15 protein-coding genes are annotated in these 12,298 nt (G+C 66.4%); 1 reads left to right on the top strand and 14 read right to left on the bottom strand.

Annotated features, from left to right (window positions below; genetic code table 11):
• Window positions 1-117 precede the first annotated feature (117 nt).
• The 5 genes from CDA09_RS08520 to CDA09_RS08500 all read right to left on the bottom strand — a co-directional run bounded on the left by CDA09_RS08520 (window position 118) and on the right by CDA09_RS08500 (window position 3,847).
• Window positions 118-888 carry a creatininase gene (locus CDA09_RS08520; RefSeq protein ID WP_121428226.1) on the bottom strand — a complete coding sequence of 257 codons (771 nt, stop codon included), beginning with the start codon at window positions 886-888 and terminating at the stop codon, window positions 118-120.
• Between the two features lie 69 nt (window positions 889-957).
• Window positions 958-1,173, bottom strand: a complete 216-nt coding sequence (locus CDA09_RS08515; RefSeq protein WP_121428225.1) for a hypothetical protein — start codon at window positions 1,171-1,173, stop codon at window positions 958-960.
• A 407-nt stretch (window positions 1,174-1,580) separates the two neighbouring features.
• Entirely contained in the window at window positions 1,581-2,612 is a 1,032-nt protein-coding gene (locus CDA09_RS08510) for a GlxA family transcriptional regulator (RefSeq protein WP_121428224.1), read from the bottom strand.
• A 139-nt stretch (window positions 2,613-2,751) separates the two neighbouring features.
• A complete protein-coding gene (locus CDA09_RS08505) occupies window positions 2,752-3,249 on the bottom strand; it encodes a hypothetical protein (RefSeq protein WP_286164427.1) in 498 nt (165 codons plus the stop codon).
• 100 nt (window positions 3,250-3,349) lie between these two features.
• Window positions 3,350-3,847, bottom strand: coding sequence for a hypothetical protein (locus CDA09_RS08500; RefSeq protein ID WP_121428223.1), 498 nt, complete (start codon window positions 3,845-3,847; stop codon window positions 3,350-3,352).
• Between the two features lie 151 nt (window positions 3,848-3,998).
• Between CDA09_RS08500 and CDA09_RS08495 the strand changes: the two genes are divergently transcribed.
• Window positions 3,999-4,421 (top strand): CBS domain-containing protein, encoded by a 423-nt coding sequence (locus CDA09_RS08495; protein WP_121428222.1) that lies wholly within the window; start codon window positions 3,999-4,001, stop codon window positions 4,419-4,421.
• A 33-nt stretch (window positions 4,422-4,454) separates the two neighbouring features.
• On the opposite strand, the gene CDA09_RS08490 is transcribed toward CDA09_RS08495, so the two are convergent.
• From CDA09_RS08490 to CDA09_RS08450, 9 genes are all read right to left on the bottom strand, one after another.
• A complete protein-coding gene (locus CDA09_RS08490; protein ID WP_121428221.1) occupies window positions 4,455-5,039 on the bottom strand; it encodes a hemerythrin domain-containing protein in 585 nt (194 codons plus the stop codon).
• Between the two features lie 17 nt (window positions 5,040-5,056).
• On the bottom strand, window positions 5,057-5,764 hold the full coding sequence (locus CDA09_RS08485; RefSeq protein ID WP_121428220.1) for an ABC transporter ATP-binding protein: 708 nt from the start codon (window positions 5,762-5,764) through the stop codon (window positions 5,057-5,059).
• Window positions 5,757-6,512, bottom strand: coding sequence for an ABC transporter ATP-binding protein (locus CDA09_RS08480; RefSeq protein ID WP_121428219.1), 756 nt, complete (start codon window positions 6,510-6,512; stop codon window positions 5,757-5,759). The genes CDA09_RS08485 and CDA09_RS08480 overlap by 8 nt, the downstream gene beginning before the upstream one ends.
• Window positions 6,509-7,498, bottom strand: a complete 990-nt coding sequence (locus CDA09_RS08475; RefSeq protein ID WP_121428218.1) for a branched-chain amino acid ABC transporter permease — start codon at window positions 7,496-7,498, stop codon at window positions 6,509-6,511. Before CDA09_RS08475 ends, CDA09_RS08480 begins: the two co-directional genes overlap by 4 nt.
• A gap of 10 nt (window positions 7,499-7,508) precedes the next feature.
• The gene (locus tag CDA09_RS08470) at window positions 7,509-8,366 is read right to left on the bottom strand and encodes a branched-chain amino acid ABC transporter permease (protein ID WP_121428217.1); all 858 of its coding nucleotides are present in this window, start codon (window positions 8,364-8,366) and stop codon (window positions 7,509-7,511) included.
• Window positions 8,367-8,441: 75 nt separating this feature from the next.
• Window positions 8,442-9,605: an ABC transporter substrate-binding protein gene (locus CDA09_RS08465; protein WP_121428216.1), complete on the bottom strand. Its 1,164-nt coding sequence runs from the start codon at window positions 9,603-9,605 to the stop codon at window positions 8,442-8,444.
• 71 nt (window positions 9,606-9,676) lie between these two features.
• The gene (maiA, locus tag CDA09_RS08460; protein ID WP_121430792.1) at window positions 9,677-10,333 is read right to left on the bottom strand and encodes a maleylacetoacetate isomerase; all 657 of its coding nucleotides are present in this window, start codon (window positions 10,331-10,333) and stop codon (window positions 9,677-9,679) included.
• 12 nt (window positions 10,334-10,345) lie between these two features.
• Window positions 10,346-11,542 carry a 3-hydroxybenzoate 6-monooxygenase gene (locus tag CDA09_RS08455; protein WP_121428215.1) on the bottom strand — a complete coding sequence of 399 codons (1,197 nt, stop codon included), beginning with the start codon at window positions 11,540-11,542 and terminating at the stop codon, window positions 10,346-10,348.
• Window positions 11,543-11,575: 33 nt separating this feature from the next.
• Window positions 11,576-12,286: a fumarylacetoacetate hydrolase family protein gene (locus CDA09_RS08450; RefSeq protein ID WP_121428214.1), complete on the bottom strand. Its 711-nt coding sequence runs from the start codon at window positions 12,284-12,286 to the stop codon at window positions 11,576-11,578.
• Between the last annotated feature and the right edge of the window lie 12 nt (window positions 12,287-12,298).

Below are 12,298 nucleotides of genomic sequence, written 5' to 3'. Positions count from 1 at the left end.
TTGCATGTCTCCAATAATTCTTATAACTCGCGGGGTAAGTCTGGGCGACGCCCGCGGCATTCCTGATACCTATGAATTTCGGTCGGAACCTCCTTGATACGAAACGGTCGCCAGCATTCAGTCGAACGCGCGTGCCAGTTCGCGGCTGATGCCGTCAACGCAAACCTTCAGCAGCGTCTCGCCATGCTGCGCGCTCGCGCGTTTCGCCGACGACAGGCAACCGGATGCAGGTGTCCATTCGGGCTTGATCGGGAAGAAGTCGTACGGGGGAAATTGCGCCGGCGCGTGATCGCAGACCTTCTCCATATCGACCAGGTGCGGATGCAGATGGAGCATCAACGAGGTTTCCAGCACCCCGCCGTGCTCGACCGCCCAGCCCGGAAACTCGCCCTGGTAGATGGCGTCGATCGCCTCCTGCGTGACGAAATCCCAATACGAGAGAACCACGGTAGAGAAATCGCGGATGCCATCCCAGCGTAATTCGCGCTGGGCCAGATCGACCCCTTCGACAATGAATGCCGAATTCTCGTAATGGCCATTGACGAGAACCGTCCGCCGCACGCCATGACGTGCAAGTTCCTTCAGGACGTCGCGGATCGTCGAGGTTACGGTCAGGCCATCCAGACTCGTGGTGCCCGGCATGTGGTTTCCGCCACCACTCTTCTGCTGCGATTTGTAGCCGTAGGCGATCGGAGGTGCGACGAGCGCGCCGATGCGGTCAGCGACGCGCTCGGAAATCGCAGTCGGGAGCAGCACGTCCGGGTTCATCGACATGTGCGGGCCGTGCTGCTCGAGGGCACCGACCGGAATCAGCACCGGAGTCCGGCCGTCGCGGACCAGCGCATCGTATTCCGGCCATGCGAGTTCGGAAATGTGCACGCTTTTCATTCAATCGTCTCCGTTTCAGTTGAGGACCGGACGACGACGCCTGCGGGACGGGCCGTCGGGTCGTTTGAGTTACTCGATCGCGCCGTGTCCGATGCACACGACGATGCCCTGCAGCACCGCGGAGGCAAGGATGCCGGCGACCAGCGGCCAGGTCGGACGCTCGCCATCGGCGGGCCCATCGAAGGTCGCGCTAAAGATGTGGGTCAGGGAGATGGCAGCGATGAAGGTGTTGATGCCGGGCCGACCGATGAGCCGGAGCAACGCGGCCGCCAGGTCGTCGAACACCCGGGAATCCGTATTGCCCCGGGGTCGGGACCACGTAAACACCGTGTCCGCGAACCCGTATTCCCGCTTGCCATGCGGGACGCACGCAGTGCCGTACCCCATGTTGCTGCCTCCTTTGTAGTGCTGCTGTCTTGTATTTGTTATGCGATCCGGCCCCAAGGCGCGAACCGGGCATGCCGGAAGTCTCTTGTCGCTCCGGTCATGCGGCGGGCCTGTCAGCACACCGTACGCCACCGCGCACGGGTCTTCGCAAGCAGGTCCGTATTTGATGCCATCGTAGGTGCGACCGCGGCGTGTCAATATCCGACGCGCGACAAGGATTTTCGTGAAACCGACGCAAGGAGTGCCAGCGGGGCGCCCCTGCGCAATCCGGTCGCAGACGTGTAGCGGACAGGAACTGGCGGGGATCAGACCGACGCGTCGGTCCGGACCTCGGGCGCCGTCTGCCGCCGCCGCTCCGCGCTGGGCGAGATACCGAAACCGGCGTTGTAGCGGTGCGAGAAGTGCGCGAAGGACACGAAGCCGCAGGCCATCACGATGTCAGCGATCGGACGGTTGGTGCGCGTGAGGAGCTGGCGCGCACGTTCGAGGCGGATCTGCAGGTAGTACTGACGCGGCGTGCAGTTGAGCGTCTCGCGGAACAGGCGTTCGAGCTGGCGCGCGGAGAACTGCATGTGCGCGGCGAGTTCTTCCATCGAGAGCGGTTCCTCGATGTTGCACTCCATCAGCTTGATCGCCTCGACGAGCTTCGGATGCGACGCGTTCGAGACGTCGCGCAACGAGGTCTTCTGCTTCTCGTCCGGGCCGCGACGGTCGTAGATCAGCAGTTCGGCCACCGCCGTCGCCACCTTGCGCCCGCCGCCGCCGAGACCGATCAGGTGGATCATCATCTCCACCGGCGCGATCCCGCCGCTGCACGAGCAACGGTTGCGGTCGACCTCGTAGATCTTGTTCGACACGACCAGGCGCGGAAAGCGGTCGAGCAGCGCATCCATGTCTTCCCAGTGGATCGTGCTGCGGTAGCCATCGAGCAGCCCCGCGCAAGCGAGGAAGTAGCTGCCCGTATCGATGCCGCCCAACGCGACACCCCGGCTCGCGAGCGCGCGCAGCCAACGCAGAATGGGCTCGGCGCTAGCGCTCGGCAGCGGATTGGGTCCGACAACGAAGACACCGTCGAGGTCGGCCACGTCGGTCGCCGCACGGTCGGGCTGCACGCAGACGCCCGCGCTCGAACGCACGGGCTCACCGTCCTTCGTCAAGGTCACAAACTCGTAGAGTTTGCGCTTGGCGACCATGTTCGCCAGGCGCAGCGGGTCCACCGCCGCACCGAAACCGATCAGCGTGAAGTCGGGAACGAGAAGGAAGCCGAAGCGGATCGGCCTGTCGCCGCCCCGTCCGGCCCAGTGGCCCGGCCCCTGGCCGGAAGTCGCGTTGCTCATCGAGGTGCCCTGAAAGTCGAGGCGTCCAGTCTATACACATCGGCGATGCCATCAAGGCGTCGGGCCGAGCAACCGTCCGGATCAGGGCAATTCGACCAGCTTGTTTCCCGGTGGCGCCGCCCGGGCGGCGCCGCGAGAATCAGTGACCGGCCTTGACGGGCTTCCAGCCGGGGTGATCGAAGTACTGGCCGTAGTTGTTGAGGGCATTGACGATATGCACGACGCCCTTGCTGCGGTCATCGACCGCCTTCTTGCCGCCGACGACCTCCGCGCCGTCCGACATCTCCGCGATCACCCCGTGGAGGACCGCATCGGCCTCGGGTGCGAGCTTGCAGTTGCCGACGATGTAGGCGAGTTGTTCGTCGACCGCCTTGCCCATCGCCTCGTACTGCGTCGCGGTGAGCCGTCCGGCGTGGACCGCGTCGAGTTTGGGCTCGACGTTCGCGCGGATCTTGACCATGCCCTCGCGCAGCGGCGCATCCGTCTGCCATTTGCTGCCCGCATTGAGCTTCAGCACCGGAGCATTCGAACCGTGGTCATGTCCCCCTGCGGCGAGCGCCTGGGACACGCCCCCGAATCCCGTCGCCGCCGTGATGGCACAGGCGACAAGCATTCCCTTTGCGGTGATTTCCTTCATTTATCCGATCCTCATTCAAGTACATTGGTCGATTGGGGTATTTCGCCGCGAGAAAGGGGGCGACGCGTACGCCGCCCCTGCACACGCACGGCCGGATGCATTACCGCGCCGAAACCTCGATACGTTCGTCCAGCGCACGCCAACCGGGATGGTCGAACAACGTGCCGTACAGGTTGAGCGCCTGGAGCACCTTCAGGAGTCCCATCCGGCGTGCGTCGACGCTGCCGGCACGGCGCATCAGCTGGGTACCGTCGGACATTTCGGCCAGCAGCATGTTCAGGTGCCGCGCGGACGTCTCGTCCTTGGTACAGCAGTCAAGCAGCTGCGAAATCCGCGCATCGATCGTGCGGCCCAGTTCGGCAAGGCGCACGGCGTCCAGCGGTCGCGCCGGCCTGGCGTCGACACTGGTCGAAATGGCGGTGCGGATCTCGTCGATGCCCCCTCGCACCGCCTCGGTCGGACGCCATCGGCGGGCGGCCTCGGCCTCGACTGCGGATACGGACGCGGGGATGTCGGTGCGGCCGGCGGACGTCGCCGCTACCGCAGCGGGAACAAGAACGATTGCCGCGGTCACGACCGCAAGATATTTCGCGCGCATGGGACCCTCTCCTGTCTTCTGTATCCGGCGCTCAAGTTACGCCCGGTTTCATGAACGGAGACTGAATGGAATACCCGTGCAGACAGCGTGGAATTTGCTAGATTGAATTGAAGGGAGATTCCACCGACCACGATCGAAAAGGGGGATCGCCATGACCAATCGATGCATCGCGAACATCATCGAGGGACAGGATCCGCTCGTCCTCCAGCCGGACGCAACGGTGCAACTGGCGTGCCGGAGAATGTGCGAGCGCAGCGTGGGTGCAGTGCTGGTCACCGATCGCGCGCAGCATCTGATCGGGATATTCACCGGCCGCGACGCTGCACGCATGATGGGAGAGGGAGGCGACGCGGGCACAGCGCGCCTCGACGCCGCGATGACGCCGCACCCCGTGACGATCAAGCCCGACTCCCATGCGATCGACGCGCTGAGGCTGATGAGAGACGGTGGCTTCCGTCACCTGCCCGTCGTCGTCGACGGCAAGTTGCTCGGGATCGTCACGCGCTCGGATTTCGAGGGGCTGGAGCTCGACCGCATCGAGGTGGAAAACGCGCTCTGGGAACGGATCTGCTGAGGAAAGGGGGCACGGCAGCGCGCCCCCGATTCTTCACCCCCGTGCGGCGGCGGAAGCGCCGACCCCCATGGGGGATGGGACCATGTTCACGATGCGCGAGAACAGCGCCCGGAATTCCCCCGCAGGACCGGACCACGGGCTCTTGTTGGCTTCGAAAGCGGCGTCGATCTCGGCCCAGTCCTGCGCCGCAAGCCCCGTGCGCGCGAGTGGCAGGAGTTCGGTCTCCTCGCGATTGACGTGGCTCCAGGAGGCCGCGAGATAGGTGCGCGCGGCCGCCTCGAACTCGGCGAACACGGCGGGGCCGATGCCTTGGTAGTGCACGAGCGCCCCACGCAAGGCGGCGGTGCGGCGCGCGCCTTCGGCGTGTTCGGCTTCGAGCTGGTCCAGCAGCGCCGCCGCGGCGGGAATGCGTTCACGCATCTTCACGAAGAGGTAGTCGTCCTCCTTCGGGTGGTGCAGCTTGTCCGGCACTTGCGTGATGTATTCGATCATCGCCGCCAGCAGCGCGAAGTCGGGCTCGAAACGGCCGTCGCGGATGCCGTCGAGCACGAAGCCTAAGGCCTGCAGGACGGCGCCGAGGGCGCGGTGTTCGTCGTGGATGATGTCCAGGGCATTCATGGTGTGCGTCCTTGGGGTCAGTGCGCGGCGACGCCGAGCCAGCTGTCGAGGAGGTCACGGTCGGCGCGCAGGGTTTCGCTGTCGCCGAGGTACACGGCGCGGCCGCGCTCGAGCACGAGGGCCTGGCGGGTCAGCGGCAGGATCTGGCGGGCGTGCTGCTCGACGAGGATCACGGCCATGCCGCCTTCCTCGGTGAGGCGGCGGATGATCGACAGCAGCTCCTGCACGATCAGCGGCGCGAGACCTTCGAGCGGCTCATCGAGCAGCAGCAGCTTGGGGTTCAGCATCAGCGCGCGGCCCATCGCGAGCATCTGCTGCTCGCCGCCCGAGAGCTCGTTGCCCATGTTCGCGCGCCGTTCCTTCAGGCGCGGGAACATGTCGTAGACGCGCTGCAGGTTCCAGTGGCCGGACGTGGCGACGACGGTGAGGTTCTCCTCGACGGTGAGCGACGGGAAGATGTCGCGTTCCTGCGGCACCCAGCCGAGGCCGCGATGGGCACGGGCGTGCGCGGGGACGATCGCGAGGTCTTCGCCGGCAAAGCGCAGCGAGCCGGAATGCTGGCGCGCGGCGCCCATCAGCGTCGACAGCAGGGTCGTCTTGCCCATGCCGTTGCGGCCCAACAGCGCAAGGCTGTCGCCTTCGCCCAGGCTGAAGGAGATGTCCTCCAGCACCACGGCGTCGCCGTAGCCGGCGCGCACGTTTTCGAGTTTCAGGAGCTCAGACACTGATCGCCTCCCCCAGATAGACTTCCTTGACTTTCGGATTGACGGCGATCTCGTCGGGCGTGCCGCCGGTGAGGAGCGCGCCGCTGACGAGCACCGAGATCTGGTCGGCGAAGCGGAAGACGAGGTCCATGTCGTGCTCGATAAGCAGGATCGTGACGTCGCGCGGCAGTGCGGCGATGGTCTCGAAGAGCTCGCGGCTCTCGGAGGTCGGCACGCCGGCGGCGGGTTCGTCGAGGAGCAGCACGCGCGGCTTCATCGCGAGCGCCAGGGCGATCTCGATCAGGCGCTGCTTGCCGTACGCGAGGTTGCGCGTCTTTTCGTGCGCGAGATCCAGCAGGCGCAGGGTCGCGAGGAGCTGTGCCGCTTCGTCGACGGCTTCGGCGTAGGCGCCGATCGGGCGCCAGAAGCGCGCGCCGATGCCGATGCGCTCGTTCACCGCCATCGTCACCGATTCGAGCACCGTCAGGTCGGCGAACAGGCGGTTGATCTGGAAGGTGCGCGCGAGGCCGCGTTTCACGCGCTGGTGCTGGGCGAGATGCGTGACGGGCTCGCCGTTGAGGATGACGTCGCCGCTCGTCGGTTCGAGAAAACCGGTGAGCAGGTTGATCAGCGTCGTCTTGCCGGCGCCGTTGGGGCCGATCAGCGCGTGGCGCGCGCCGGCCTCGACGTTCAGGCTGACGTCGTTGGTCGCGACGAAGCCGCCGAACTTCTTGACGAGGTTGCGCGTTTGCAGGGCGTAGGTGGTCATTGCTGAATCCTCCCGAGTCTGGCACCGAAGCGGCGCAATCCACCCATCACGCCGTCACGCGCAAACAGCACGATCACGACGAGCAGCGCGCCGAGCCAGAACTGCCAGTACTGGGGGTTGAGGTCGGACAGCAGGTGGTGCGCCGACATGAACACGATGGTGCCGAGCAGCGCGCCGTAGAGGCTGCCGGAGCCGCCGAGCACGAGGATCAGCAGCAGCTCGGCCGAGCGGTTGAAGGCGAGCACGTCCAGCGCGACGAACTGGGTCGTCTGCGCGAGCAGCGCGCCCGCGATGCCCGCGTAGGCGGCGCCGATCGTGTAGACCGTCGAGAGCCGCCCGTTCACCGGTGCGCCGAGCGCAGGCATGCGGCCGGCGTTGAGGCGGATGCCTTTCAGGCTCAGGCCGAAAGGGCTATGCACGAGCTTGCGGGCAATCCAGAACAGCACGAACAGCACCGCGACCGCGTACCAGTAGGCGGTCTTGCCGTAGAGGTCGAACTCAAACTGCCCGAGCACCGGCAGCACTTCCATGCCCTGCAGGCCGTCGACGCCGCCGGTGATGTCGGTGAGCTTGTTGGCGATCTCGTACAGCATCATCGAAACGCCGAGCGTGACCATCAGGCGCGTGAGGTCGGCGCCGCGCAGCACGAGGAAGCTCGTCACGTAGCCGAGCACGGCGGTCACGACGGCCGCGACGGCGAGCCCGATCAGCGGGTCGCCCCAGCCGTGCGCGGCCAGCAGCCCCGCCGCGTAGGCGCCCAGGCCGAAGAAGGCCGCGTGGCCGAGCGAGACGATGCCGGCGTAGCCGAGGATCAGGTCGAGCGACAGGCAGAACAGCGCGGTGATCGCGATCTGCGTCAGCAGCACGAGGTTCTCGGGAAAGATGAAGTAGGCCGCAACGGGGATCAGCCAGAACGCGAGTTCGGCCGGCCGCCAGCGGTCCGCGCGCGCGATCGGCGCGAGGTCCAGGGCGAGGGTGGCTTGCATGGAAGTCTCCTTAGCGGGCGGCGCGGCGGCCGAACAGGCCTTGCGGGCGGACGATCAGCATCACCACCATGACCGCGTAGATCACGAAGGCGCCGATCTGCGGCACGTAATATTTGCCGGCGACGTCGACGACACCGAGGATCAACGACGCGACGAGCGAGCCCATGATGTTGCCACTGCCGCCGACCGCGACGACGATCAAGAAGTACACGATGTACTTGACCGGGAAGCTCGGATCGAGGCCCAGCATCTCGACGCCGAGCGCCCCGCCCAGGCCCGCGAGCGCGGTGCCGAGGGCGAAGGTCAGCGTGAAGATGCGCTCGACGTTGATGCCGATGCCGCGCGCGGCGCGCGGGTTGTCGACCGCGGCGCGCAGCTGCGCGCCGAAGCGCGTGCCGCGCACGAGGCGGTTGAGGCCGTACGCGATCGCGAGGCTCAGCACGACGAGGAACAGGCGGTAGATGCCGATGTCGAGCCCCGGCAGGTTGATCTGCCCCTGCAGGAACTGCGGCAGCACCATCGGCTGCTGCTGCGCGCCGAAGAAGTAGTGCGCGCCGGCGATCGACATGAACACCAGGCCGATCGAGAACAGCACCTGGTCGAGGTGGGTGGCGGCGTACAGGCGGCGGTACAGCGTGCGCTCGAGCACGACGCCGACGAGCGCGGTCGCCAGCGCGGCGACGGGCAGCGAGGCGAGGAAAGGCACGCCGGCGCGGTTGAGCAGCGTCACGCAGACGTAGCCGCCCAGCATCGCGAAGGCACCATGCGCGAGGTTGACGAAGTTCATCAGACCGAGCGTGACCGAGAGGCCGACGCTGATCAGGAACAGCAACATCCCCGAGGCGATGCCGTCGAAAATGACGGTCATGGGAGTCTCCTGTTGCGGTGTTTCCGTGGGAATCCGGACGCAGGGGAAGGCAGACCGCCCTCCCCCGCCTGTCGCTTACTGCTTGCCCGGATCGCGCAGGTCCACGACCTTGTCGAACTCGACGTTCTGCAGCTTGCCGGCGACCTTCTCGACCTTGCGGATGTAGATCGTCTGCACGATGTCGCGCGTCTGCGCGTCGATGGCGATCTTGCCGCGCGGGCTGACCCAGCTCATGCCCTTGGCCGCGGCGACGAACTTGTCACCGCTCGCGTCGCCGCCGGTCTTCTCCAGCGTCTTGGCGATCAGCTGCATACCGTCGTAGCCGCTCACCGACATGTAGTTCGGGCGGTCCTTCGGATAGGCCTTGTAGTAGGCCTGGACGTAGGCCTTGTTCTCCGGCGAGTCATGCACTTCGGAGTACTGCAGCGAGTTGATGATGCCCAGCGCGTTGTCACCGACCGCGTCGAGGATGTCCTCCTCGGTCAGGTCGCCGGTCGCGATCACGCGGATGCCGGCCTTGGCGAGGTCGCGCTCGGCGAAGCCCTTCATGAAGGCGATGGTCTGCTCGCCCGGCGGCACGAAGAGGAAGACCGCATCGGGCTTCACGTCCTTGATCTTCTGCAGGAAGGGCGCGAAGTCGGGGTTCTTCACCGGCGTGCGCACTTCGCCGACGATCTCGCCGCCGCCGGCGGTGAAGGTCTTCTTGAACTGCGCCTCGGCATCCTGGCCGGGGCCGAAGTCGGCGACCAGCGTATAGACCTTGCGGATCTTGTTCTTCGCCGCCCACTCGGCCACGGGCGCGGTGATCTGCGGCAGCGTGTGGGAGACGCGCAGGATGTAGTCGGACTTCGTCGTGATCGCGGACGCGGCGGCGTTCATCACGATCATCGGCTTCTTCGCTTCCTTCGACACCGGCGCCGCGGCGAAGGCCGACGGCGTGAGGCCGAAGCCGGCGAGGATGTCGACCTTGTCCTTGACCACCAGCTCCTGCGCGGCGCGCTTGCTGATCTCGGGCGCGATGCCGGTGTCGTCCTTGACGATCAGCTCGACCTTGCGGCCGGCGAGCGTGTCGCCGTTCTGCTTCAGGTACAGGCGCGCACCGTTCTCGATCTGCTTGCCGTAGGCGGCGAACGGGCCCGACATCGGCAGCACCATGCCGATCTTGAGCGGCTCGGCGGCGAGCGCCGGAATAGCGGCCAGCGCAGCAACGATCGCAACAACGGATTTCCTGAATGCCATGTTTGATCTCCTCATCTCTCTTCGGGGGTGTCGGGGGCGGATCGTCCCCCGACTTCTTCTAAATCTTGTGATTACGCTTTCGGCGCATCCGGCTGCACGGCGGGCGCCGCGCGGCGGAAAGCATCCAGTTCGCCGCAGGCGCGGTCGACCGCAACGATGTTCGGATACGGCGTCAGATCGACGTTGAAGCGGCGCGCACTCTCGACCTGCGGGACCAGGTACACGTCGGCGAGCGTCGGCGCGTTGCCGAAGCAGAACGCGCCGCGCGACTTGTCGGCAGCGAGCAGCGCTTCGAGCGCGTCGAAACCGGCCGCGATCCACGTCGCGCACCACGCCTGCACCGCCGCCTCGTCGCAGCCCAACGTCTTCCTCAGGTATTCGAGGATGCGACGGTTGTTGATCGGGTGGATGTCGCAGCCGACAATCGCCGCCAGCGCGCGCACGCGGGCGCGGTCCGCGGCGTTCGCGGGCAGCAGCGCGGGCGCCGGATGACGCTCCTCCAACCACTCGATGATCGCCGGCGACTGGATCAGGGTCAGGTCACCCTCAGTTGGCCCGGTCGTCAGCGCCGGCACCAGCGCCTGCGGATTCACCGCCTTGAAGGCCGCACCGAGGTGCTCCTCGGTGCGCAGGTCCACCGGCACGTACTCGTACGCGATGCCCTTCAGGTTCAGCGCGATCCTGAGACGATGCGAGGTGCCGCTGCGGAAGAAGTTGTAGAGCTTCATCGCCATGTCCGCTCAGTCCTTCGCGAGGCAGTTATCGACGTTCCAGCCGTACAGCCACTCCATCGCGTCGTAGAAGCGCTCCGGCGTGCGGCCCTTCCACAGATCGTTGCGCACCAGGCGCTCGACGCCCTTGGCGTGGTAGATGCGGCCCATCTCGCGCGACGACAGCACGATGCGCGCGGTGCGGGCGATGCGCGAACGCTGATACAGGTCGAAGGCCTTCTCGAAGTCGTTGCCCTTGACGCGCAGCGCCTCGCCCAACGTCACGGCGTCTTCCAGCGCCATGCACGCGCCCTGCGCCATGTACTGCGTCGTCGGATGCGCGGCGTCGCCCAGCAGCGTGGCACGGCCGAAGGACCACTGGCCGATCGGCTCGCGGTCGGCGGTCGCCCAGCGCTTCCAGCTCTTCGGCAGCTCGATCAGCTGGCGCGCCTTCGGGCAGATGCCCTGGAAGTAGCTCTGCACTTCCTCGCGGCTGCCTTCGGTGACGCCCCACTCTTCCTTGTCGCGGCTATGGAAGGTCACGACGATGTTGTACTGCTCGCCGCCGCGCAGCGGGTAATGCACGAGGTGGCAGTTCGGGCCGACCCAGATGCTCGCGGCGTTCCACTGCAAGTTCTCGGGGAAGTCCTTCTTGTCGATGACTGCGCGATATACGACATGGCCGGTCACGCGGGCCGGGTCATTGACGTACTGCGCGCGCACCACCGACTTCACGCCGTCGGCGCCGATCAGCGCGACGCCACGGAAGGCGTTGCCGTGCTGGTCATACACCGTGACGCCATTGGCGTCCTGCTCGACGCGCTGGACGCGGGTCGAGGTCTTGAACTCGACGCGGCCGGTCTCCTGCGCGCCTTCCAGCAGCGACAGGTGCACGTCCACCCGGTGGATCACCGCGTAGGGGTTGCCGAAACGCTTGCGGAAAGCTTCGCCGGTCGGGATGCGGCCGACGAGGGTCTCGTCGAGCGCGTCGTGCATGACCATCTCGTCGGTATACACCGCGCGGCCGCGGGCCTTCTCGCCGACGCCCAGCGCGTCGAAGGCGTGAAAGGCGTTGGGGCCGAGCTGGATGCCGGCGCCGATCTCGCCGATCTCGGCCGCCTGCTCCAGCACCAGCACGCGGAAACCCTGGCGCACCAGCGCGAGTGCGGCCGCGAGGCCGCCGATGCCGCCGCCGGCGACGATTACGGGAAGCTGTTGCTCGGTCATGATTGTCTCCTCCAATTCGGTTCGTTGCGCGACTTACTCGGCGGCGCCGATCGTCAGTTCGATGTCGCCGACACGGTCGACGTGGCCGGTGATGCGATCGCCGCTCTTCACCGCGCCGACACCTTCCGGCGTGCCGGTGTAGATCAGGTCACCCGGCTGCAGATGATAGAACTTCGACAGATCGGCGATCAGCTCGGGGATGCTCCAGATCAGTTGCGACAGGTCGGCGGTCTGGCGCGTCTCGCCATTCACTTGCAGGTTGATCGCGCCCGTCGTCAGCACGCCCAGGTCGCCGATCGGCACGATCTCGGTACACACCGCCGACAGCTCGAAGTCCTTGCCCAGGTCCCACGGACGGCCCTGCTCGCGGGCCACCAGCTGCAGGTCGCGGCGCGTCATGTCGAGGCCGGCGGCGTAGCCGTAGATCAGGCTTTGTGCGTCGGATTCGGTCACGCGGAAGCCCGGCGCGCCGATCGCGACGACCAGTTCCATCTCGTAGTGGTAGTTGGAAGTGCCGGTCGGGTACGGCACCGTCGCGCCGGATTCGACCAGCGTCGAGGCGGCCTTCGTGAAGTAGAAGGGCTGGGCGGTGGCCTTGTCGACCGGGCGGCCCATCTCGACGGCATGGGCGTGGTAGTTGCGGCCGACGCAGAAGATGCGCTTGACCGGGTAGCGGGACTCGATGCCGCGTACCGGCAGCGAATACACCGGCGACGGCGGGAACAGGTATTGGGTCTGGGACATGTCGGTTCTCTG

This window comes from Azoarcus sp. DN11 (genome assembly GCF_003628555.1).
In the GTDB taxonomy this organism is placed as follows: Bacteria; Pseudomonadota; Gammaproteobacteria; order Burkholderiales; family Rhodocyclaceae; genus Aromatoleum.
This window is presented reverse-complemented; position numbering and strand designations above follow the sequence as displayed.